Origin of the sequence: Citrobacter sp. Cm038 (genome assembly GCF_030333105.1) — a bacterium.
In the GTDB taxonomy this organism is placed as follows: Bacteria; Pseudomonadota; Gammaproteobacteria; order Enterobacterales; family Enterobacteriaceae; genus Citrobacter; species Citrobacter murliniae.
The window spans coordinates 652,533-676,526 of the sequence record NZ_JAOWGO010000016.1; the positions used below are offsets into that span (position 1 = coordinate 652,533).

A 23,994-nucleotide genomic window follows, 5' to 3' on the forward strand; every position below is an offset into this window, starting at 1 on the left:
GCGATACCCGGCTTTTTTACACCTTACACTTTCTGCTCAACCAGTTCGGGTTCTTCCTGTAGCAAACCTTCATCCTTCGCCAGCATTGCCGTAGCGATCCCGTTGCCTAAAACGTTAATCGCCGAACGTCCCATATCGAGGAAGTGGTCAATACCCATCAGTAACAGGATCCCTGCAACCGGAATATTGAAGTTCGGAATGGTCGCAGCCAGTACCACCAGCGCTGAGCGTGGCACACCTGCAATCCCTTTTGAAGCCAACATCAGCGTTAGCATCAGTACGGTAATTTCCGCGAATGAGAGGTGGATGTTATAGGCCTGAGCGATAAACATTGAGGCAAATGAGCAATACACCATCGAGCCGACCAGGTTAAACGAATAGCCGATGGGTAGCACAAACGACACGATATTGCGGGAGCAGCCAAACGTCGTTAACTGTTCCAGTGTTTTCGGATAGGCTGCCTCTGAGCTGCTGGTAGTGAAGGCGACTAACACCGGATCTTTCAGCATGCTGACCAGCCGGAACACCTCTTTCTTCAGCACGATATAACCTACAGCCAGCAATACCAGACAGGTCAGCAGGATGGCGACGTAATAGCCGCCAATAAATGAGGCGTAGTTGAGCAGAATACCCAATCCCTGCGTGGCAATGACGGAAGAGATAGCGGCGAAGATAGCCAACGGCGCGACGTACATAACATAACCCGTCACCTTCAACATAATGTGGGAAACCACGTCCAGCGCAGCGACCAGCGGTGCGTTAAATTTCTCACCCAGCGATGCCCCACCGATACCGAAAAACATTGAGAACACGACGATTTGCAGGATCTCATTGTTTGCCATGGCGTCGGCAATGCTGGTTGGGATGGTATGAGACAGAAAACCTTTCAGGCTCATGCCACCGACGGCCAGACCGGTATCCGTTGCTTCCAGCGGAATCGCCAGGTTCAGCCCGCTTCCCGGTTGCTCAAGGGAGACAACGAAAAGGCCTACCAGAATAGACAGTACAGAGGAACTGATAAACCAGATCATCGCTTTACCGCCAACGCGTCCGATAGTCGACGTTTCTCCCAGGCGCATGATACCGACAGTCAGCGTGCTAAAGACTAAAGGTGCGATGACCATTTTAATCAGCCGCAAGAAGATGTCGGTAAGCAGTGTAATATTATCAGCCCAGGTGGTAACGACACCTGGGGAGGCATAGGAGTGGATCACCGCGCCCGACAGGATCCCCGCCAGCATGAAGATCACGATAAACAACGTGAGTTTGTTTGCACTTGCCACTAAAAAGCCCTCTCAGGATTTAACATTTATTGATCGGTTACTCATTTTTTATACTTATTAAGTGGTAACGAAATATTCATCATATAAATTGAATTAAAGCGTACTCGGATACAACTTTTTTTAATTTTTTATCCATTTTGTTGTGGTATTTGAGGCGTGATTATGTGATCTAAATCACATAGTGGCATTCAGTGATGGTCAGTTAGTCGTCGTAATAACCGTTTTCTCGTGTTATACACATGATAATTATGGTGTTTATTTGTTGGCGATTTGTGGCGTCAGCACGTTAATGTCTTCACATCAGCCTCAGCCGTTCATTTCCCCCAGGTTTTCCTTTTCGCAAACGTAAAGTTATCTCAGTGAGTGCCGATAACGTTGATAACTCGTTTTCAGGAAGGTGCCTTATGTTTAACCGTATCCGCGTTGTAACAATGCTGATGATGGTGCTGGGGGTTTTCGCACTGCTACAGCTTGTTTCCGGTGGTCTGTTGTTCTCGTCATTGCAACAGAACCAGCAAAGTTTTGTTATTTCAAACGATCTTCGACAGCAGCAAAGTGAACTCACCTCAACATGGGACTTAATGCTGCAAACGCGCATTAACCTGAGCCGTTCATCGGCGCGCATGATGATGGACGCATCTAATCAGCAGAGCAGCGCGAAAAACGATCTGCTGAAGAATGCGAAAGGCACATTGGCGCAAGCAGAAGCGCATTACGCAAACTTTAAAAACATCACGCCTTTGCCTGATATGGCAGAAGCCAGCGGCAACGTTGATGAGAAATATCAGCAGTATCATGCGGCGTTAGTGGAGCTGGTTCAGTTCCTGGAAAGCGGCAATATGGATGCATATTTCGCTCAGCCTACTCAGGGGATGCAAAACGCCCTCGGTGAAGCGTTAGGAAAATATGCCAGCGTTAGCGAAAAACTCTACCTGCATGCTTTTGATGAAAGCGCACGGGATTACCACTTTGCCCAGTGGCAGCTCGGTATTCTGGCCGTGGTACTGGTGCTGATTCTGGTGGTGGTCTGGTACGGCATACGTCATACCCTGCTCAACCCGTTGTCCCGCGTTATTGCCCATATTCGTGAGATTGCCAGCGGTAATTTAACAACATCGCTGACCGTCAGCGGGCGTAATGAAATCGGCGAACTGGCAAGCACAGTCGATCATATGCAGCGTTCGCTGATTGAAACGGTAACGCTGGTGCGTGAAGGATCCGATGCGATTTATTCCGGCACCAGTGAAATTGCCAGTGGCAACACTGACCTTTCATCCCGTACTGAGCAGCAGGCCTCTGCGCTGGAAGAAACCGCAGCCAGCATGGAGCAGCTTACGGCAACTGTTAAGCAAAACGCGGATAACGCGCGTCAGGCATCTCAACTGGCGAAAAGCGCCTCCGATACGGCCCAACATGGCGGCAAAGTGGTTGATGGTGTGGTTAACACCATGCACGAAATAGCCGACAGTTCGAAGAAAATTGCCGACATCATCAGCGTCATTGACGGTATCGCATTCCAGACCAACATTCTTGCGTTGAACGCAGCGGTAGAAGCCGCCCGTGCAGGTGAGCAGGGCCGTGGTTTTGCGGTGGTGGCGGGAGAAGTGCGTAACCTGGCGAGCCGTAGCGCGCAGGCGGCGAAAGAGATTAAAGCCTTAATTGAAGATTCTGTCTCGCGGGTCGATACCGGTTCTGTTCTGGTAGAAAGCGCCGGAGAAACCATGAATGACATCGTCAATGCAGTGACGCGCGTCACTGACATTATGGGTGAAATTGCTTCGGCTTCTGATGAACAAAGTCGCGGGATAGACCAGGTTGCGCTTGCCGTATCTGAGATGGACCGCGTGACGCAACAGAACGCCTCGCTGGTGCAGGAGTCCGCCGCCGCTGCAGCAGCACTGGAAGAACAGGCCAGTCGCTTAACCCAGTCCGTATCAACCTTCCGCCTGGCATCACGTCCTGTGTCGGCTAAATTGCGTGATACCCGGCCTTCTGCAACAACGGCTCCGGCGTCGCATCCGCGACAGACGGCCACCGAACAAGACACTAATTGGGAAACATTTTGACTGATAGTTGAACCGCGGCCCGCGCCGCCTGATGGGAGCGTTGATGTTTAATCGTATTCGAATTTCGACCACGCTGTTTTTGATTTTAATCCTCTGCGGTGTTTTGCAGATTGGCAGTAATGGCTTGTCTTTCTGGGCATTTCGGGACGGTTTTCAGAGTCTCAATCAGGTCGAACAGAGTAATCAGCAACGCGCTGCGTTGGCGCAAACCCGCGCTGTGTTATTACAGGCCAGTACAGCGTTAAACAAGGCCGGGACGCTAACTGCTCTTAGCTATCCGCCAGAGGAGATTAAAACGCTGATGATCCTTGCGCGAGATAGCCTGGCGCAGTCTGGATTGCTGTTTAAACGTTTTATGGCGACGACTCAGAATGCGGGAGAAGGGAACGCGCTACAAAACGCGACGGAGAAAAGTTTCATCCAGTGGCATAGCGATCTGGAGCATCAGGCGACCTGGCTTGAAAGTAATCAGTTGTCAGATTTTTTGACTGCGCCAGTGCAGGCGTCTCAGGACGATTTTGATAAGAACGTTAATGCATGGCAGAGCAACATTGACCGTGTTTTGCAGACGGCAGGGGAACATAGCCAGCGTAATTACCATATGTCGGCGGTGATTTTCGCCAGCATGCTGGTGCTGGCAGTACTGTTAACAACCGCGGGATTGTTCTGGTCACGCAAAATGATTGTGCAGCCGCTGGCTATTATTGGTAGTCATTTCGACAGCATCGCGGCGGGGAACCTCGCACGACCGGTTGCTGTGTATGGCCGTAATGAAATATCAGCTATTTTTGCCAGCCTGAAGTCGATGCAACAGGCGCTGCGCACAACGGTGAATGATGTTCGCCAGGGCAGTTCCGCGATGCATACCGGGATCTCGGAGATAGCGATGGGCAATAACGATTTGTCTTCGCGTACCGAGCAGCAGGCTGCATCGCTGGCACAAACAGCAGCCAGTATGGAACAGCTTACCGCCACCGTTGGACAGAATGCCGATAATGCGCGCCAGGCATCCGGAATAGCGAAAAGTGCCGCAGACACTGCGCACAAAGGCGGTGAACAGACGGCTAAAGTCGCCAGTACGATGCATGAGATTACAGCCAGTTCGCAAAAGATAGGCGATATTATCGGCGTGATTGACAGCATTGCTTTTCAGACCAACATTCTGGCACTCAACGCCGCAGTAGAAGCCGCCCGTGCAGGTGAACAGGGGCGTGGCTTTGCCGTGGTGGCTGGGGAAGTTCGTAATCTGGCCAGCCGCAGCGCGCAGGCTGCGAAAGAAATCAAAGGACTGATTGAGGAGTCCGTCACCCGTGTGCATCAGGGATCGCAACTGGTGGATATGGCAGCGCGCACTATGACAGAGATTGTCAGCTCGGTTACCCGGGTTAACGACATTATGGGGGAGATTGCCTCGGCCTCCGATGAACAACGTAGAGGAATTGAGCAGGTGGCGCAGGCCGTCAGCCAAATGGACTCGGTGACGCAGCAAAACGCCGGACTGGTCGAAGAGGCAGCCGCTGCTACCGGGCAACTGGCCGATCAGGCCGATCATCTCTCAGCTTGCGTCGCGTTTTTTAAGCTTGAAGAGCAAACCGTAGTACAACGAGAACTGGCGCAGCCAAAGGTTGTACCTGTTGTATCCTGAATGTGATTGAGAAGGCGCTATGACATCATCTCTGCCCTCCGGGCAAACGTCATTATTGTTACAGATGACACAGCGCCTCGCGCTGTCTGACGCGCATTTTCGTCGGATATGTCAATTAATCTACCAGCGCGCGGGAATCGTGTTGGCCGACCACAAGCGGGACATGGTTTATAACCGCCTGGTTCGTCGGTTGCGTACCCTGGAACTGGATGATTTTGGTCGTTATCTCAGCATGCTGGAAGCTAACCAGAACAGTGCTGAGTGGCAGGCCTTTATTAACTCCCTGACCACCAATCTGACCGCTTTTTTTCGCGAAGGGCATCATTTTCCGGTGCTGTCTGACCACGCTCGTCGACGCAACGGTGAATACCGCGTCTGGAGCGCGGCGGCGTCTACAGGGGAAGAACCCTACAGTATTGCAATTACGCTGGCTGATGCCTTAGGTATGGCGCCGGGGCGCTGGCGCGTTTTTGCCAGCGATATTGATACTGAAGTGCTGGAAAAGGCCAGAAACGGAATTTACCGCCTTGATGAACTGAAAACCCTGTCGCCACAGCAGCTGCAGCGTTATTTCATGCGCGGTACCGGGCCACATGAAGGACTGGTCCGAGTACGACAAGAACTGGCGAGTCATGTTGAATTTTCCAGTGTGAATTTGTTGGATAAAAAATACAACGTGCCCGGTCCATTCGACGCCATATTTTGTCGTAACGTCATGATCTATTTTGATAAAACGACTCAACAGGACATTTTGCACCGTTTTGTTCCACTCCTTAAACCTGACGGACTGTTATTTGCCGGTCATTCAGAAAACTTTAGCAACCTCGTGCGCGAGTTTAGCCTGCGCGGACAGACGGTGTATGCGCTAGGTAAGGATAAAGCATGAGTAAAATCAGGGTATTGTCGGTCGATGACTCCGCATTGATGCGTCAAATCATGACCGAGATTATTAACAGCCACAGTGATATGGAAATGGTCGCAACTGCGCCGGATCCGCTGGTAGCCCGGGATTTGATCAAAAAATTCAATCCCGATGTCCTGACCCTGGATGTGGAAATGCCGCGCATGGACGGTCTCGATTTTCTCGAGAAACTCATGCGCTTGCGCCCGATGCCGGTGGTGATGGTCTCTTCTTTGACCGGAAAAGGCTCTGAAGTGACGCTGCGGGCGCTGGAGCTGGGTGCTATTGATTTTGTCACCAAGCCACAGTTGGGGATCCGTGAAGGGATGCTGGCCTATAGCGAGATGATTGCGGAGAAAGTTCGTACCGCATCGCGCGCGCGTCTGGCGGCGCATAAGCCGATTTCTGCACCGGCGACGCTGAAAGCTGTGCCGCTGCTCAGCTCTGAAAAACTGATCGCCATTGGCGCATCGACCGGGGGAACGGAAGCTATACGCCATGTACTGCAACCACTGCCGCTTTCCAGCCCGGCGGTGATTATCACGCAGCATATGCCGCCTGGGTTTACCCGGTCGTTTGCCGAACGTCTGAACAAGTTGTGTCAGATCAGCGTGAAAGAGGCAGAAGACGGGGAGCGCGTCTTACCCGGGCATGCGTATATCGCACCTGGCGACAAACATATGGAGCTGGCCCGCAGCGGGGCCAACTATCAGATCAAAATTCATGATGGCCCGCCGGTGAACCGGCACCGGCCTTCTGTGGATGTGCTGTTTCATTCGGTAGCAAAACACGCGGGGCGCAATGCCGTGGGAGTGATCCTCACGGGGATGGGTAACGATGGCGCTGCCGGAATGTTAGCGATGCACCAGGCTGGCGCCTGGACTATCGCGCAAAACGAAGCAAGTTGTGTGGTGTTCGGCATGCCGCGCGAGGCCATCAATATGGGTGGCGTGAGCGAAGTGGTCGATCTTAGCCAGGTAAGCCAGCAGATGCTGGCGAAAATCAGTGCCGGACAGGCAATACGTATTTAATGAGGAGCAGTATTTTATGGCGGATAAAGAGCTGAGATTTTTGGTTGTGGATGACTTTTCCACCATGCGTCGCATCGTGCGTAACCTGCTTAAAGAGCTGGGATTCAACAATGTTGAAGAAGCTGAGGACGGCGTGGATGCGCTGAACAAGCTGCAGGCGGGTGGGTTTGGTTTTGTCATTTCCGACTGGAATATGCCCAATATGGACGGTCTGGAACTGCTGAAAACTATTCGTGCAGATGGTGGCATGTCCTCCCTGCCGGTGCTGATGGTGACAGCTGAAGCGAAGAAAGAAAACATCATTGCGGCAGCACAGGCTGGCGCCAGTGGTTATGTTGTGAAGCCTTTCACGGCAGCGACGCTGGAAGAGAAACTCAATAAAATCTTTGAGAAACTGGGCATGTGAGGGTGTGATGATGATGCAACCACAAATTAAACCTGTTGATGAACATTCAGCAGGGGATATCATCGCGCGCATCGGTAGTTTAACCCGAATGCTGCGCGACAGCCTGCGTGAACTGGGGCTGGATCAGGCGATTGCAGAAGCGGCGGAAGCGATTCCCGATGCGCGCGATCGTCTGGATTATGTTGTACAGATGACCGCGCAAGCGGCAGAGCGCGCACTGAACAGCGTGGAAGCCTCGCAGCCGCACCAGGATGCGATGGAAAAAGGGGCCAAAGCCCTGACCAAACGCTGGGATGAATGGTTCGAAAATCCTATTGAGCTGTCCGATGCCCGTGAACTGGTCACTGACACCCGACAGTTCCTGGGCGATGTCCCCGGTCATACCAGCTTTACCAACGCCCAATTGCTGGACATCATGATGGCGCAGGATTTCCAGGATCTGACCGGTCAGGTTATCAAGCGTATGATGGATGTTATTCAGGAAATTGAGCGTCAACTGCTGATGGTGCTGCTGGAGAATATTCCGGAGCAGGGCGCTCGTCCAAAACGCGAAAACGAAAGCTTGCTCAACGGCCCACAGGTTGATACTTCGAAAGCCGGCGTGGTGGCAAGCCAGGATCAGGTGGACGACCTGCTGGATAGTCTCGGATTCTGATACGTATTTGCCGGATGGAGATGTCCGTGCATCTTATCCGGCCTACACTTGCATGTAGGCCGGAGCTGCTAATTGGCGTTAAAGCTATAAATCCCATCTTTTTTACCGCTTACTCTTCCCATTGCTGGATTACTGTTCTGGCATCATTCTCGCCTATCTCTCGATCCAGGGTCTGATGCGTGGCAGAAGAAAGCGACGACGACAAAACAGAAGCCCCCACACCCCACCGACTTGAAAAAGCGCGGGAAGAGGGGCAGATCCCCCGTTCCAAAGAGCTTACCTCACTGCTTATTTTGCTGGTGGGCGTGTGCATTATCTGGATCGGTGGGGAGTCGCTTGCCCGTAAACTGGCCGGAATGTTGTCTGCCGGTCTGCGCTTTGATCACAGTATGGTCAATGACCCTAACCTGATCCTCAGCCAAATCATCCTGCTGATTAAAGATGCCATGGTTGCGCTGTTACCGCTGATTACCGGCGTGGTTCTGGTGGCTTTGATCTCTCCGGTGATGCTGGGAGGCTTGATCTTCAGTGGTAAATCGCTGCAACCCAAATTCTCGAAGTTAAATCCGCTGCCGGGTATTAAGCGCATGTTTTCAGCGCAAACCGGGGCGGAGTTGTTAAAAGCGATATTGAAATCCACGCTGGTTGGCAGCGTAACCGGATTTTATCTCTGGCATAACTGGCCGGAGATGATGCGTCTGATGGCCGAGTCGCCGGTGACGGCGATGGGTAATGCCCTGGATTTAGTCGGTATGTGCGCACTCCTGGTGGTGCTTGGGGTCATTCCGATGGTGGGGTTTGACGTCTTTTTCCAGATTTATAGCCACATTAAAAAGCTGCGGATGTCACGCCAGGATATTCGCGATGAGTTTAAAGAAAGTGAAGGTGATCCGCATGTGAAGGGAAAAATTCGCCAAATGCAGCGTGCCGCAGCGCAGCGTCGCATGATGGCGGATGTGCCGAAAGCGGATGTTATCGTGACCAACCCCACGCACTACTCGGTCGCCTTGCAGTATGACGAAAATAAAATGAGTGCGCCAAGAGTCATTGCCAAAGGCGCAGGGCTGGTGGCCTTGCGTATTCGTGAAATAGGCGCTGAGCATCGTATTCCCACTTTAGAAGCACCGCCGCTGGCGCGTGCGCTATATCGCCATGCTGATATTGGTCAGCAAATACCTGGCCAATTGTATGCGGCCGTCGCGGAAGTACTGGCCTGGGTATGGCAGCTAAAACGCTGGCGTCTGGCCGGCGGAACGCGTCCACCACAACCTGGAAATCTTCCAGTGCCAGAAGCACTGGATTTCATGAACGAGAAGAATACTGATGGCTAATCTGGTCGCGATGCTGCGTCTGCCCAACAATCTGAAATCCACGCAATGGCAAATTCTTGCCGGGCCGATCCTCATCCTGCTGATCCTGTCGATGATGGTGCTGCCGCTGCCGGCTTTCATCCTCGACTTATTGTTTACCTTTAACATTGCGCTGTCGATCATGGTACTGCTGGTAGCTATGTTTACCCAGCGTACGCTGGAATTTGCCGCCTTCCCGACGATTTTGCTGTTCACTACATTGTTACGCCTTGCGCTGAACGTTGCATCTACACGTATTATTTTGATGGAAGGTCATACCGGCTCGGCAGCGGCGGGAAAGGTAGTGGAGGCCTTTGGTCACTTTCTGGTTGGCGGTAACTTTGCTATCGGTATCGTGGTCTTCGTTATTCTCGTCATTATCAACTTTATGGTTATCACCAAAGGTGCCGGGCGTATTGCCGAGGTCGGCGCGCGCTTTGTGCTGGACGGGATGCCGGGCAAACAGATGGCAATTGACGCCGATCTGAATGCCGGACTTATTGGTGAAGACGAGGCTAAAAAACGTCGTTCAGAAGTGACGCAGGAAGCGGATTTTTACGGCTCAATGGACGGTGCGAGTAAATTCGTGCGCGGAGATGCCATCGCCGGTATTTTGATCATGGTTATCAACGTGATCGGCGGTTTGCTGGTAGGGGTATTGCAGCATGGCATGAGCATGGGAAGCGCGGCAGAAAGTTATACCCTGTTGACTATCGGTGACGGGCTGGTTGCGCAAATCCCTGCTCTGGTTATCTCTACGGCGGCGGGCGTTATCGTAACCCGCGTGAGTACCGATCAGGACGTCGGTGAACAGATGGTTACCCAGCTGTTCAGTAACCCCAGCGTCATGTTGCTCAGTGCTGCGGTACTCGGCTTATTGGGTCTGGTTCCGGGGATGCCCAACCTGGTATTTCTGATGTTTACCGCAGCGTTGCTGGGCCTTGCCTGGTGGTTGCGCGGTCGTGAGAAAAAAGCGCCAGAGGAACCTCAGTCGGTGAAGATGCCGGAAAATAACTCGGTGGTGGAAGCCACATGGAACGATGTGCAACTGGAAGATTCTCTGGGAATGGAGGTTGGTTATCGCCTGATCCCGATGGTGGACTTTCAGCAGGATGGCGAGCTACTGGGGCGAATTCGCAGCATTCGCAAGAAGTTTGCCCAGGATATGGGCTTCCTGCCGCCGGTGGTACACATCCGCGACAATATGGATCTGCAACCCGCCCGCTATCGCATTCTGATGAAAGGCGTTGAGATTGGCAGCGGTGACGCCTATCCGGGGCGCTGGCTGGCAATCAACCCTGGTACGGCAGCCGGGTCGCTGCCAGGCGAAAAAACGGTTGACCCGGCCTTCGGTCTGGATGCTATCTGGATTGAAAGCGCGCTAAAAGAACAGGCACAAATTCAGGGCTTTACGGTTGTGGAAGCCAGTACCGTCGTCGCCACCCACCTTAATCACTTGATTGGTCAGTTCGCCGCCGAGCTGTTTGGTCGTCAGGAGGCGCAACAGCTGCTGGATCGCGTTTCGCAGGAGATGCCAAAACTGACTGAAGATTTAGTGCCAGGCGTCGTGACGCTGACCACGCTGCATAAAGTTCTGCAGAATTTGTTGGATGAAAAAGTGCCCATTCGAGATATGCGCACCATTCTCGAAACGCTGGCAGAGCACGCGCCTTTACAGAACGATCCGCATGAACTTACCGCTGTGGTGCGTGTTGCGCTGGGGCGGGCGATCACTCAGCAGTGGTTCCCGGGTAACGAAGAAGTTCAGGTTATTGGCCTTGATACGCCACTTGAGCGTTTGCTGTTGCAAGCACTGCAGGGCGGTGGTGGTCTGGAGCCTGGGCTGGCAGACCGACTTCTGGCGCAGACTCAGGAAGCATTATCACGTCAGGAGATGCTGGGGGCGCCGCCGGTACTGCTGGTTAATCATGCATTGCGTCCGTTACTGGCCCGCTTTCTACGTCGCAGCATACCGCAACTGGTGGTGCTGTCGAACATGGAGCTGTCCGATAACCGCCATATCCGCATGACTGCGACCATTGGGGGTAAATAATGCGCAAGTTTCTTTGGCTGTTACTCTTTCCTCTGGCGGTGCAGGCCGCCGGAGAAGGCGCCTGGCAGGCAAGCGGTATGGGCATTACCTTAAATTATCGTGGTGAGTCAGCCTCATCAGCACCGCTTGTCTCCAGCCAGCCAGTTTCCGGGTTGATGACTCTGGTAGCCTGGCGTTACGAGCTGAATGGTCCAACACCTGCGGGATTACGGGTACGTTTATGTTCTCAGTCCCGCTGTGTCGAGCTTGACGGGCAAAGCGGGACGACTCACGGGTTTAACAATGTTCCCGCCGTTGAGCCGATGCATTTTGTCTGGGAAGTCCCCGGTGGCGGACGTCTGATCCCGGCTTTGCAGGTTCAAAGTAACCAGGTGATTGTGAACTACCGTTAATTCCCTTCGTTATATCAGCCAGCAGATGAAACTGCTGGCTTCCTCGCAATTTTGACCTACCTCTTTGATTAAAAAGAAACACTGTTTTATAAAATAGGTGACGTACGTTGCCGGACTCTTTGTGCTGTTGCCATTTCGTCAGAATTGCTGGCAGAAATAGAAAGGTTTCACTTGCTGTTAGCTTTTACTGTGACCCTGTAAGGATGCCCAATGTCAAAACGAGGATTGCGGGGCCTCCCATTAATTTGCAGGGGTAACGGCAATGAACACGCGTAAAATTAGTCTGGTAAATTATTTTGCTTACGGTTCAGGTGACTTTTTAGGAGCGGGGACAACGGCGCTAACCGCCGCATGGTTACTCTATTTCTACACTACCTTCTGTGGACTGACACCTATCGAGGCGACGTTTATTTTTGCCACCGCCAGGGTGCTGGATGCGGTGGTTAGCCCGTTAATGGGTTTTTTAACGGATAATTTTGGTTCGACCTGGCTTGGCAAGCGTTTTGGCCGCCGTAAATTCTTTATTCTTCTGGGTATTCCCTGTGTTTTTAGCTACTCAATAATGTGGGTTGGCGATATGGGGTTCTGGTATTACCTGCTGACTTATCTGCTGTTTGATGTGGTTTACACCATGATTCTGGTGCCTTATGAAACACTGGTACCGGAAATGACGGATGACTTTAAACAGAAAACCAAGTTTTCTGGTGCACGTATTTCAATGGCGCAAATGTCAGCCATTCTTGCCTCGTTCTTACCGGGAGTGCTGCTCACTCTGTTTGGTAAAGACAACCCTGTTTCATTTTTCTATGCGAGTCTGGTGTTTTCGGTGCTGTGTGCGCTGATGCTAACCTTCGTATGGTTTTTTACCTGGGAGCGCCCGCGTGAGGAATGGACCGAAGCAGCGCTTCGGGCTGAAGAAGAGAAGAAAAGCCTGAGCTTTGGTCAGAGTATGAACCGTCTGTTTGTCGAGCTAAGTTCGACGCTGCGGGTCAGGATTTTCCGCCAACATTTGGGCATGTATCTGGGTGGCTACATCGCGCAGGACGTCTTTAATGCAGTCTTTACTTATTACGTTGTTTTCGTGCTGATGCAGGATGCCTCAATGGCCTCGAATCTGCTGGGGACGATGGCTATCTTCCAGTTTATTGCGGTTATCGCCATGATACCGCTGTGCATCCGCTTTGGACCTGCGCCGTCTTACCGAATGGTGGTTGTGCTGTTTGGTTTGAGTTCACTCTCTTACGCAGTGCTCTATTACGCCGGGTTGAGCGATATTTATACCTTATTGTTGCTGGTTTCCGCCATGGCTGGTCTGGGGCGTGGCGGCATCAATTACGTACCGTGGAATACCTACACTTATATTGCCGATGTTGATGAGGTGATTACGGGTCAGCGTCGCGAAGGGATCTTCGCGGGCATTATGACGCTAACGCGCAAAGCCTCACAGGCGGGAGCCGTCATGCTGGTGGGGATTGTCATGCAGATGTCTGGATTTGTATCAGGTCAAAGCACGCAACCTGCGGCGGTCAGCCATACCATCTTGTTAATCCTGAGCTGCGGGACGCTAATTGTTCTGGCGCTTGGATTCCTCGTTTCCCTGCGTTTCAAGCTAAACCTGCAAACGCATAGCATCCTGCGTGAAGAGACTGCGAAAATGCGTGAGTCGGGGCGGGCGATGCCGGAAACGCTCACGCCACAGGTTCGCGCTACCGTAGAGATGCTGTCGGGCATGCCGTATGAATCGCTTTGGGGTAATAACAATATTGGTTACCTGAATCGTAATAAACCTGCTGCGTCACGGCTGGAACATGGCACAGCATTGAATTCGACATTGCACAGAGGTTAAGTAGATGATTGTTTACCCGGTGAAACACAGTCCGTTGTTGCGTCAGCCAGAACATTTTATTGCCAGAGATGAATTAAAAAACCTTATTAAGAAGGTGACCCATAACCTGGTCAATATCAATGATCAAACAGGTGAGTTCTTGTTGCGACTGGACGATGGACGCGTCATTGATACCAAAGGATGGGCTGGATGGGAGTGGACGCACGGTGTCGGCTTGTACGGAATGTATCAGTATTATCAGCAAACTGGCGATGAAACGATGCGCGATACCATCGACAGCTGGTTTGCCGACCGCTTTGCTGAAGGGGCTACCACCAAAAACGTCAACACCATGGCACCGTTTTTAACGCTGGCATATCGCTATGAAGAAACGCGTAATCCCGCTTATTTACCGTGGCTTGATTCCTGGGCTGAGTGGGCAATGTATGAAATGCCGCGTACTGACTTCGGCGGCATGCAGCACATTACGCTGGCGGAAGAGAATCATCAGCAGATGTGGGATGACACGCTGATGATGACGGTTTTACCGTTGGCGAAGATTGGTCAATTGCTCAACCGACCAGAATATGTCGAAGAAGCGACGTATCAGTTCCTGTTGCATGTACAAAACCTGATGGATAAAGAAACGGGGCTGTGGTTTCACGGCTGGAACTATGAAGGGCATCATAACTTCGCCAACGCGCGCTGGGCGCGCGGGAACAGCTGGTTAACTATCGTTATTCCTGACTTCCTTGAACTGGTAGATTTACCGGAAAATAATGCGGTTCGCCGCTATCTGGTACAGGTGTTGAACGCGCAGATTGCAGCTCTGGCGAAATGTCAGGATGAGAGTGGTTTATGGCATACGTTGTTGGACGATCCGCACTCTTATCTGGAAGCCTCGGCCACTGCGGGGTTTGCTTATGGGATCCTGAAAGCAGTGCGTAAACGCTATGTCGGTCAGGAATACGCGGCTGTGGCGGAGAAGGCCATTAGAGGCATTGTGAAACATATTTCGCCGGAAGGTGAACTGCTGCAAACCTCCTTTGGTACCGGGATGGGGCACAACCTCGATTTTTATCGCCATATCCCGCTGACCTCGATGCCTTATGGACAGGCGATGGCGATGTTGTGTCTTACCGAATACTTGCGTAAGTATTTTTGATGGCGAGGCCCGATGACGCCGCAATGATCGGGCCTGGTGTTGCTGTGGCATCTGATGGTGTGTTGCTCTCCTGCGGCGCAAACAGATGATCCATGATTTGACGCATTATCGGTGCGGCGGTAACACCGTCGCTGCCGCCGTTCTCGAGAATCAACGCCACTGCGACTTTCGGGTTTTTATACGGAGCAAAAGCGGTATAGAACACATGATCCCGCAAGCGGATGGGGATCATCTTCGCATTGTAGGTCTGGTTTTCCTTCAAACTAAAAACCTGTGATGTGCCACTTTTAGCGGCAATACCATAGGGCGCGGTGTGGAAAAATTTGTAACCCGTGCCGTTCGGTTCATTCGCCATGCCAAACATCGCCTGACGCACCAGCCCCCAATAGGGAGATGCGGCAGAGGCAATTTGTGTTGACGTTTTTGGTGCCTGATAAGGTGTGACGGATTGGCCGCTTTCTTCATCTTGTAACAGGTGAGGGGAGATCACTTTCCCATTGTTAATTAGCGCCACCATGGCTTTCACCATCTGGATCGGCGTGGCTATCCAGTAACCCTGACCAATGCCGACTGAAATCGTATCACCCTGATACCAGGCTTTTTTATGTACCCGCTGTTTCCAGTCGCGGCTTGGTAACAGACCGTCGTACTCTTCATCGAGATCGATGCCGGTGGGTTTACCGTAGCCAAACTGACTGAGCGTGTTGTGTATCCGGTCTATGCCCATCATATATGCCACCTGATAGAAGAATGTATCGGCAGATTCTTCTATTGCTTTGGTCACATCCAGCATACCGTGACCGGTTTTTTTCCAGTCACGGTAATGGCGTTCAGTGCCGGGTAGCGTCCAGGTCGAGGCGCCGAAGAAGCTGGTTTGTGGCGTGATTACTCCGCTCAATAAGGCTGACATTGCCATGTATGGTTTTACGGTTGAGGCGGGGGGATACAACCCTTGCGTGACGCGGTTTATCAGCGGCAGGTCTTTATCCTGTAGTAGCTTGTTATAGTCCTGATAGCTAATGCCTTTTACAAACGGATTCGGGTCGTAGCTGGGATTCGACACCATGGCCAGCACTGAACCGTCGTGCGGATCTTCAACCAGTACGGCAGCACGCTGACCTGCCAACAGGCTCTCAATATATTCCTGTAAGTGTAAATCCAGCGTCAGATGAACATCCTTACCGGCGACAGGCGGTACATCTTTTAGCAAGCGCACGATGCGTCCGTGGTTATCCACTTCCACTTCCTGATACCCGGTTTTACCGTGCAGATCGTTTTCGTAGTAGTGCTCAATTCCCTGTTTGCCGATGTTATGGTCGGCGGCATAATTTTCTGCCAGCCCTTTTTTATCCAGCGCTTTTAGATCGCTGTCGTTGATTTTAGAGACATAGCCGAGTACATGCGCCAGCTCTGCACCATAAGGGTACTGGCGATCTTCATAGCTGTTGATGGTGACGCCGCTGAAATGAAACTGGTTAACCGAGAAGCGGGCGATCTCCACATCGGTCAGAGCATTTTTAAGCACCACAGGGCGATAGCGGCTGCTGGATTTCAGATCATGGCGAAACTGGTCAATATCATCCGCAGTAAGGTCAACAATTGGCGTTAACTGTTTTAGAAGTGTATCCATGTCGTTGATCTTATAAGGGGTAACTGAAATATCGTACCAGGTGACGTTGCGTACCAGTGGGATACCGTTGCGATCGTAAATGATGCCGCGTGTTGGGGCGACAGGCAACATTTTGATGTCATTGGCATTCGAGCGGGTGGTGTAATACTGGTGCTCGCGAATTTGTAAGTTGTAGAGGTTATAGACAAGGATGCCAAAACAGATGACGACCAGGCCAAAGGCCACCATTACCCGTCGCTGAAAGAGTTTCTCTTCCGCTGCAAAATCTCTGAATGTCATTGACCCGTACCCGATTAATTCGCCGCCTAATGATACGGAGGCTGAAATGGGATAACAGACAAAAGATGTTCCATCTCTCTATGGAAATGTGTCATTCCTTGTGAATTGTTTCAGATCAGCATGTCCGGAAATAAAAAAGGCCTGAGTCCGGATTACGAACTCAGGCCTGGTATATTTTAATATGCTTACATGCGTTCTACGGTTTCGATACCCAGTGTATCCAGACCCAGTTTCAGCGTTTTCGCCGTTAACTGTGCCAGTTTCAGGCGGCTGTTACGGATCTCTTCGTTTTCAGCGCTGAGGATTGGACAATGTTCGTAGAAGCCAGAGAACAGACCGGCAACGTCGTACAGGTAGGCACACATCACGTGCGGCGTACCTTCGCGCGCAACAACGGTCAGTGTTTCTTCAAACTGCAGCAGGCGGGCCGCCAACTGGGCTTCGCGATCTTCGCTGATAATGACCTGCGCACTGGCAAGCGCGCTTTCATCGATATCCGCTTTACGGAAAACTGACAGCACACGGGTGTAGGCATACTGCATATACGGTGCGGTATTGCCTTCAAAGGCGAGCATGTTGTCCCAGTCGAAGATGTAGTCGGTAGTACGGTTTTTTGACAGATCTGCATATTTCACCGCGCCGATACCGACCGCATTCGCCAGTTTTTCCAGTTCGTCGGCAGGCATGTCCGGGTTCTTTTCAGCCACCAGGCGACGTGCGCGCTCCAGCGCTTCATCCAGCAGATCGGCCAGTTTTACCGTACCGCCGGCACGCGTTTTAAACGGCTTCCCGTCTTTACCGAGCATCATACCGAACATGTGGTGTTCCAGTGGTACGGAGTCTGGCACGTAACCGGCTTTACGCACGATAGTCCATGCCTGCATTAAATGCTGATGCTGGCGGGAGTCGATGTAATACAGTACACGATCGGCGTGCAGCGTTTCATAACGATACTTCGCACAGGCGATATCAGTCGTGGTGTAGAGATAGCCGCCATCTTTCTTCTGAATGATAACGCCCATCGGTTCGCCTTCCTTGTTTTTATACTCATCAAGGAATACAACGGTTGCGCCTTCACTCTCAACGGCCAGGCCTTTGGCTTTCAGGTCAGCAACAATGCCAGGCAGCATTGGGTTGTACAGGCTTTCACCCATCACGTCATCGCGCGTCAGAGTGACGTTCAGACGATCGTAGGTTAACTGGTTCTGCGACATGGTGATGTCCACCAGCTTGCGCCACATCTCGCGGAAATAGGCATCGCCACCTTGCAACTTCACCACATAGCTACGGGCGCGCTCGGCGAATTCTTCATCTTCGTCGTAATGTTTTTTTGCATCGCGGTAGAAACCTTCAAGATCGGCCAGCGCCATCTCTCCGGCATTTTCCTGCTGTTGTTTTTCCAGCCACGCGATGAGCATACCGAACTGCGTACCCCAGTCACCGACGTGGTTCGCGCGAATCACATTGTGACCAAGGAACTCCAGTGTACGTACCGCCGCGTCACCGATGATGGTAGAGCGCAGGTGACCAACGTGCATCTCTTTCGCCACGTTAGGCGCAGAGTAGTCGACGACAACGGTTTGTTTAGCGGGCTGGGTGACGCCCAAACGCTCGGAAGTCAGCGCCTGCTGGACGTGTTGCGCCAGAAATGCCGGATCGAGAAAAATGTTGATAAAGCCCGGGCCAGCGATTTCAACTTTGCTGGCAATCCCGTTGAGATCCAGATGAGTCAGCACCTGCTCTGCAAGTTGTCGCGGCGCCATACCCAGTTTTTTAGCAACTGCCATCATGCCGTTGGCCTGATAGTCGCCGAACTGTACTTTTGCTGACTGACGAACCTGTGGTTCGCAATCTGCAGGCGCGCCTGCAGCAATCATGGCCTGACTGACTTTTTCTGAGAGAAGAGCCTGAATATTCACCGGAATACCTTACATTTATGAAGCGGGTTGATATACACCGCACCAGTTTAAGAATTTAGGGCGGGAGTATACTGCAAATGGCCGTTGCCGTCAGCATTGCGAGTGTCGCCGGCTGACTGAAATATAAACAATGTAATTACGTATAATTATTCATGTTGTATCTGAAAAAATCAGCAGTTGGATGGGGCTGCGCAACAGAGTAAATTAGCGGCTTTGAATATGGATATGAGCATTCAATATGGCTAACTGGCAGACTGTTGAAGAACTGCATGATATTTCCGCAGATTTACCGCATTTCACTCAGGCGTTAACGGAGCTTTCCACCCGTCTTGGTCTGGATATCTCATCGCTTGAAGCCGATCACATTTCTCTGCGCTGTCATCAAAATACTACCGCAGAGCGCTGGCGCCGGGGATTCGAACAGTGTGGCGAACTGCTGTCGGAAAATATCATTAACGGCAGACCCATTTGCCTGTTCAAACTGAATGAGCCGGTTTGTGTAGCACACTGGCAGTTTACAGTTGTCGAGTTGCCATGGCCGGGTGAGAAGCGTTACCCGCACGAGGGTTGGGAGCATATTGAAATCGTTCTGCCTGGCGACCCGGAATTACTTAATACCCGGGCACTGGCACTGCTGTGTGATGAGGGATTAAGTCAGCCGGGAATATTCGTCAAGACCAGTTCGCCGAAAGGAGAGCGTGAGCGTTTACCGAATCCGACGCTGGCGGTTAGCGATGGTAATGTGACCATCAAGTTTCATCCGTGGTCAATTGAAGCGATTGTGGCAAGCGAACAACAGGAGTGAGTATGGCATTGCTGGAAATCTGCTGTTACAGCATGGAGTGTGCGCGCACAGCGCAGCAATATGGCGCGGATCGCATAGAACTTTGCTCTGCCCCCAAGGAGGGAGGCTTAACGCCGTCTCTGGGCGTATTGCGGTCAGTACGTCAGCACGTTTCCATCCCTGTTAACCCAATTATCCGTCCGCGTGGGGGGGATTTTTGTTATACCGATGGGGAATTTGCCGCGATGCTTGATGATATCGCTATGGTCAAAGAGTTGGGGTTCTCAGGGGTGGTGACCGGCGTATTAGATGTCGATGGCAATATCAATATGCCGCGTATGGAAAAAATAATGGCTGCCGCCGGCCCGTTAAGCGTCACCTTTCACCGGGCCTTTGATATGTGTTCTAACCCATTAAATACACTGAAAAATTTATCTCAATTGGGCATCGCAAGAGTACTGACTTCTGGTCAAAAATCAGACGCACAGCAAGGTTTAACAAAAATAATGGAACTTATTGCGCAGGAGGGTGCTCCAATCATTATGGCCGGAGCGGGGGTTCGCGCCGCGAATTTGTCGCAGTTCCTCGACGCCGGAGTGCAGGAAGTCCACAGTTCTGCCGGAGTATGGCTGGCTTCACCCATGCGTTATCGCAATTCGGGGTTGTCGATGTCTTCGGATGCACAAGCGGATGAATATTCCCGCTATGCGGTAGACGGGGCGGCGGTTGCTGAAATGAAAGCAATCATTGCATGCCATCAGGCCAGCTGATTTTTACCGTTGCATCATGTCGCCCAATATGATGCTTGCTCGTACCAGGCCCCTGCAATTTCAACAGGGGCCTTTTTTTCTCCTTCATATTCTAAGCCGCAGCGGTGTTGGCTGCCTTGCTGCAACTTGAACTATTTTGGAGAAGTGGTGCTATACGTAACAGCTATCTGGCAATCCATTACGGTTTACGCGCAATCAAAACCGCACGTAATGGGGCGGGGTAGCCTTCAACCGTTTTGCTGTGGTCGTTCGGGTCAAGGAAGTCGGCCAGTGATTCGGTAATCATCCACTCGGTACGGCGCTGTTCTTCTGTGCTGGTAACACTCACGTCAGCGATACGCACATCGACAAATCCACATTTTTCCAGCCAGTTTTTAAGCGCCAGCGCAGAAGGAATAAAATAGACGTTACGCATTTGCGCGTAGCGGTCACCCGGCACCAGCACGGTGTTTTCGTCACCTTCGACCACCAGCGTTTCCAGCACCAGTTCACCATCTTGTACCAGTTGATCTTTCAACTGCCAGAGATGTTCCAGCGGAGAACGGCGGTGATAAAGCACGCCCATCGAGAAAACGGTATCAAATGCCTTTAGCGCCGGAAGCTGCTCAATACCCAGCGGCAGCAGGTGTGCGCGTTGGTCGTTGCCTAAAAGCTTACGTACCGCTTCAAACTGACACAGGAACAGCTGCGTAGGATCAATCCCCACCGCCAGATGCGCACCTGCGCCAATCATGCGCCACATGTGGTATCCGCTGCCACAGCCAACATCAAGAATGGTTCGCCCGGTTAGATCAGACAGATGCGGCAAAACGCGATCCCATTTCCAGTCAGAGCGCCATTCGGTATCGATATTCACACCGTACAGCGAGTAGGGCCCTTTACGCCACGGCATCAAGTTACGCATCAGGGTATTGATGCGTTTGCGCTGCCCTTCACTCAGTGGCTCTGCACTTTCGGCGGTCACGCTGTGCAGTAAATCCAGACGATGTGGCGTCAGCTCCGGTAAAAACTCGACCGCGTTCGACCACTGCTTAAACAAGCCATGTTGATCTCGCTGCCAGGCGGCAATTTGCGCCGGTAGTGTTTCCAGCCAATGAGAAAGATGATTCTTGGCGATTAGCTGATAAAAGTTACCAAAGTCGATCATGCAGAAACCTCAGCTTTGAGCGCTACCAGAGAACCAAAATTGAAGCACTGGAACCACAGTTCGCTGTGTTCAAAGCCGGCCTTGCGCAGACGCGCTTTGTGAGTTTCAACAGAGTCGGTCAGCATCACGTTTTCCAGCATGCTGCGCTTCTGGCTGATTTCCAGTTCGCTGTAGCCATTTGCCCGTTTGAAGTCGTGGTGCATGTTGAACAGCAGTTCGCCAACGTGGGTATCTTCGAAGCTGAATTTCTCTGACAGCACTAGTGCGCCACCGGGATTCAGCCCCTGATAAATCTTATCCAACAATGCCTGGCGCTCAGCCGGCTCAAGGAATTGCAGGGTAAAATTCAGCACCACCATAGAGGCGTTTTCAATAGTGATGTTGCGAATATCTCCCTCGACAATCTCGACCGGAGTCGGTGCTTTATAGGCATCAATATGGCGGCGGCAACGTTCGACCATCGCCGGGGAATTATCGACGGCGATAATTTTGCAATTATCATGATGAATATTGCGACGCACCGAGAGCGTCGCAGCGCCCAGAGAGCAGCCCAGATCATAGATCTGTGAGTGGGGTTGCACGAAACGTTCGGCCAGCATACCAATCATTGAAATGATGTTTGAGTAGCCGGGAACGGAACGCTGGATCATGTCCGGGAAGACTTCAGCTACCCGTTCATCAAAGGTCCAGTCACCCAGACTGGCGATAGGCGCAGAAAAAAGCGTGTCGCGGTGAGACATAACGTAAAAATCCGGGAAAAATAAAGTGGCGTATTGTGCGCTAATGCAGGGAGAAAACCAACTCCCAGGGCATATACCAAAGATTCGCCAGCACCATCAGCAACAGTGAACACCAGGTGGCGCTCATGCCAGAACGACGCCAGCGAAACAGGCGGTGGTGGAATCCGTAATAATGCATCAGTCGACCGGCAATCAAAATAAGCCCGCAAATATGCACCATCCACGTTTCTGCGCCGTTCATTTCCATAAATAACAGCAGCACTAATGCGACAGGAATATATTCCACTGCATTACCATGAATGCGGATAGCACTTTGCAGTTCACTAAAGCCGCCGTCGCCATAGGCAACGCGATACTGCATACGTAGGCGAACGACGTCAAAGGAGAACTTTATCAACAATAACGCACCTAATACGGCATAAAGCGCGCTTACCATACAAACTCCCTTTAAAATGGCTGATGGCACTGTCTATGATAGGTGGCATTTTCAGAAAAGAGAAGATTGCTGTGGAATAGATGGCGCTGATCCGATCTCTGGCAGCACGGTGCGCAGATCGCTCCATAGCGTATCCACCAGTTGTGGCGCTTGTGCGATGTCGGGCGTATGCAAGAACAGATATGGCGTTGAGGTCTGCCGCCAGAGCGATAGCTTTGCCAGCCAGACGGCAAAAAATTGCTGATTTTGCGGCATATCATCGCTACCGATAAACCGTACCATCGGATTGTTTGCTGTCACTACGGCATGAACCGGCACCTTCGGCTTCTTACGTTGCGCATCGCGTATGGCTTCAGTATGAGGGATTGCCGCGTGTACCGGGCGGCTATCTAAAACGACCCGATTGACCCCACGCTCATGCAGACCGCGATTAAGTTGTTTCTCTTCCTCGCCTTTGGCAAAAAACGCGGGATGACGCACTTCAACGCCGTAGGTAAAGGTTGCGGGGAGCGTATCGAGAAAATGCCACAGGGCATTGAGGTCACTCGGGCCAAAAGTCGCGGGTAACTGTAGCCAGTATTGCCCAATCCGTGCTTCCAGCGGGGACATACGCGTTAAAAATTCCTGCACTAAATCGTCGCAGTTACGCAGCGCGGCCTGATGCGAAATTGTGGCTGGAAACTTAAAGCAGAACCGAAATGCGTCTGTGGTTTGAGCATGCCAGCGAGAAACGATATCGACTTTCGGCAGCGCGTACAGAGTAGTATTGCCTTCCACACAGTTAAAGTGGCGGGCATACTCTTCCAGACTGGTTATACCCAGGCGCACCCATTTCGGGTGCGACCACTGCGGTAAGCCGATATAGATCATAGCGCTTGCAGGATCTCGTTAACGCTGCGCACGCGAGCAATACGCGGGAAAATATGCGTCATGCTGCCCTGATGTTGATCGGCACTGGCGGCGCTACAGGCGTCTTCCGCAATGATAAGGCTGAAACCCAGTTCCCAGGCGTTACGAGCCGTTGACTCGACGCCGATATTGGTGGAGATGCCGCACAGGACGATGGTGTCGATGCCGCGACGGCGCAATTGTAGCTCAAGGTCAGTGCCGTAGAATGCTCCCCACTGGCGTTTGGTAACTTCCAGATCGCTGGCACATTTGCCCAGAGCGTGCGGGTAATCCCACCAGTTGTCGGGTAATGCTTTTGCCGGGATCTGTGCATCAACCGGCTGTTTCAACGCTTCGGCATAATTATCAGACCAGCCGACGCGAACCCACACTACTGGCGAACCGTGAGTACGAAATTTTTCCGCGAGGCTTGCCGCACGGGCCACAACGTCGTTAGCTGTGTGAGGACCACCGGCAAAGGGCAAAATCCCTTCCTGTAGGTCAATTGCGACAAGGGCGGTAGTTTTAGGGTTCAGTTCCAGCATGGTGACTCCAGTAAAAAAAGAATTCCGTTACACCTTAATCGCGATTCTGTGTGAAAGGGGCGACAATTTTTGTTATTTTTTGTGA

21 protein-coding genes are annotated in these 23,994 nt (G+C 51.9%); 13 read left to right on the forward strand and 8 right to left on the reverse strand.

Annotated features, from left to right (window positions below):
- Positions 1-23: 23 nt before the first annotated feature.
- Positions 24-1,283, reverse strand: a complete 1,260-nt coding sequence (locus OGY01_RS05470) for a dicarboxylate/amino acid:cation symporter (RefSeq protein WP_045444186.1) — start codon at positions 1,281-1,283, stop codon at positions 24-26.
- Between the two features lie 404 nt (positions 1,284-1,687).
- Here OGY01_RS05470 and tar point away from each other — a divergent pair, with 404 nt between their 5' ends.
- From tar to bglB, 11 genes are all read left to right on the forward strand, one after another.
- Positions 1,688-3,349, forward strand: coding sequence for a methyl-accepting chemotaxis protein II (gene tar / locus OGY01_RS05475; RefSeq protein WP_225761087.1), 1,662 nt, complete (start codon positions 1,688-1,690; stop codon positions 3,347-3,349).
- 43 nt (positions 3,350-3,392) lie between these two features.
- Complete coding sequence (gene tap / locus OGY01_RS05480) at positions 3,393-4,994, forward strand: methyl-accepting chemotaxis protein IV (RefSeq protein WP_200012833.1); 1,602 nt, start codon at positions 3,393-3,395, stop codon at positions 4,992-4,994.
- Positions 4,995-5,013: 19 nt separating this feature from the next.
- A complete protein-coding gene (gene cheR / locus OGY01_RS05485; protein WP_200012835.1) occupies positions 5,014-5,880 on the forward strand; it encodes a protein-glutamate O-methyltransferase CheR in 867 nt (288 codons plus the stop codon).
- The gene (gene cheB / locus OGY01_RS05490; protein ID WP_045444175.1) at positions 5,877-6,926 is read left to right on the forward strand and encodes a protein-glutamate methylesterase/protein glutamine deamidase; all 1,050 of its coding nucleotides are present in this window, start codon (positions 5,877-5,879) and stop codon (positions 6,924-6,926) included. Before cheR ends, cheB begins: the two co-directional genes overlap by 4 nt.
- 16 nt (positions 6,927-6,942) lie before the next feature.
- Complete coding sequence (gene cheY, locus OGY01_RS05495; RefSeq protein ID WP_045444172.1) at positions 6,943-7,332, forward strand: chemotaxis response regulator CheY; 390 nt, start codon at positions 6,943-6,945, stop codon at positions 7,330-7,332.
- Between the two features lie 10 nt (positions 7,333-7,342).
- Positions 7,343-7,987 carry a protein phosphatase CheZ gene (gene cheZ, locus OGY01_RS05500; RefSeq protein ID WP_045444169.1) on the forward strand — a complete coding sequence of 215 codons (645 nt, stop codon included), beginning with the start codon at positions 7,343-7,345 and terminating at the stop codon, positions 7,985-7,987.
- 179 nt (positions 7,988-8,166) lie between these two features.
- Positions 8,167-9,318, forward strand: coding sequence for a flagellar biosynthesis protein FlhB (flhB, locus tag OGY01_RS05505; RefSeq protein WP_045444166.1), 1,152 nt, complete (start codon positions 8,167-8,169; stop codon positions 9,316-9,318).
- Complete coding sequence (gene flhA / locus OGY01_RS05510) at positions 9,311-11,389, forward strand: flagellar biosynthesis protein FlhA (RefSeq protein ID WP_045444164.1); 2,079 nt, start codon at positions 9,311-9,313, stop codon at positions 11,387-11,389. Before flhB ends, flhA begins: the two co-directional genes overlap by 8 nt.
- Entirely contained in the window at positions 11,389-11,781 is a 393-nt protein-coding gene (flhE, locus tag OGY01_RS05515; protein ID WP_045444162.1) for a flagellar protein FlhE, read from the forward strand. The genes flhA and flhE overlap by 1 nt, the downstream gene beginning before the upstream one ends.
- A gap of 262 nt (positions 11,782-12,043) precedes the next feature.
- On the forward strand, positions 12,044-13,627 hold the full coding sequence (locus OGY01_RS05520) for an MFS transporter (RefSeq protein WP_286492609.1): 1,584 nt from the start codon (positions 12,044-12,046) through the stop codon (positions 13,625-13,627).
- 4 nt (positions 13,628-13,631) lie between these two features.
- Positions 13,632-14,771, forward strand: a complete 1,140-nt coding sequence (gene bglB, locus OGY01_RS05525) for a beta-galactosidase BglB (protein WP_200042322.1) — start codon at positions 13,632-13,634, stop codon at positions 14,769-14,771.
- On the opposite strand, the gene mrdA2 is transcribed toward bglB, so the two are convergent.
- Both mrdA2 and argS read right to left on the reverse strand, forming a co-directional pair.
- Positions 14,743-16,680 (reverse strand): peptidoglycan DD-transpeptidase MrdA2, encoded by a 1,938-nt coding sequence (mrdA2, locus tag OGY01_RS05530; protein ID WP_286492610.1) that lies wholly within the window; start codon positions 16,678-16,680, stop codon positions 14,743-14,745. The genes bglB and mrdA2 overlap by 29 nt on opposite strands.
- A 185-nt stretch (positions 16,681-16,865) precedes the next feature.
- On the reverse strand, positions 16,866-18,599 hold the full coding sequence (argS, locus tag OGY01_RS05535) for an arginine--tRNA ligase (protein ID WP_048221257.1): 1,734 nt from the start codon (positions 18,597-18,599) through the stop codon (positions 16,866-16,868).
- Positions 18,600-18,837: 238 nt separating this feature from the next.
- Between argS and OGY01_RS05540 the strand changes: the two genes are divergently transcribed.
- Both OGY01_RS05540 and cutC read left to right on the forward strand, forming a co-directional pair.
- Entirely contained in the window at positions 18,838-19,404 is a 567-nt protein-coding gene (locus OGY01_RS05540) for a VOC family protein (protein WP_045444150.1), read from the forward strand.
- Positions 19,405-19,406: 2 nt separating this feature from the next.
- Positions 19,407-20,153, forward strand: coding sequence for a copper homeostasis protein CutC (cutC, locus tag OGY01_RS05545; protein ID WP_286492611.1), 747 nt, complete (start codon positions 19,407-19,409; stop codon positions 20,151-20,153).
- Positions 20,154-20,331: 178 nt separating this feature from the next.
- Here cutC and cmoB read toward each other — a convergent pair whose 3' ends face one another.
- From cmoB to OGY01_RS05570, 5 genes are read right to left on the reverse strand one after another with little or no spacing between them, the layout of a single operon-like run.
- Positions 20,332-21,300: a tRNA 5-methoxyuridine(34)/uridine 5-oxyacetic acid(34) synthase CmoB gene (gene cmoB / locus OGY01_RS05550; protein ID WP_286492613.1), complete on the reverse strand. Its 969-nt coding sequence runs from the start codon at positions 21,298-21,300 to the stop codon at positions 20,332-20,334.
- The gene (gene cmoA, locus OGY01_RS05555) at positions 21,297-22,040 is read right to left on the reverse strand and encodes a carboxy-S-adenosyl-L-methionine synthase CmoA (protein ID WP_045444142.1); all 744 of its coding nucleotides are present in this window, start codon (positions 22,038-22,040) and stop codon (positions 21,297-21,299) included. Before cmoA ends, cmoB begins: the two co-directional genes overlap by 4 nt.
- A 40-nt stretch (positions 22,041-22,080) precedes the next feature.
- Positions 22,081-22,476, reverse strand: a complete 396-nt coding sequence (locus OGY01_RS05560) for an MAPEG family protein (protein WP_016153418.1) — start codon at positions 22,474-22,476, stop codon at positions 22,081-22,083.
- A gap of 51 nt (positions 22,477-22,527) precedes the next feature.
- Complete coding sequence (locus OGY01_RS05565) at positions 22,528-23,346, reverse strand: DUF72 domain-containing protein (protein ID WP_136345469.1); 819 nt, start codon at positions 23,344-23,346, stop codon at positions 22,528-22,530.
- Positions 23,343-23,909 carry a hydrolase gene (locus OGY01_RS05570; RefSeq protein WP_286492614.1) on the reverse strand — a complete coding sequence of 189 codons (567 nt, stop codon included), beginning with the start codon at positions 23,907-23,909 and terminating at the stop codon, positions 23,343-23,345. Before OGY01_RS05570 ends, OGY01_RS05565 begins: the two co-directional genes overlap by 4 nt.
- Positions 23,910-23,994: the final 85 nt, after the last annotated feature.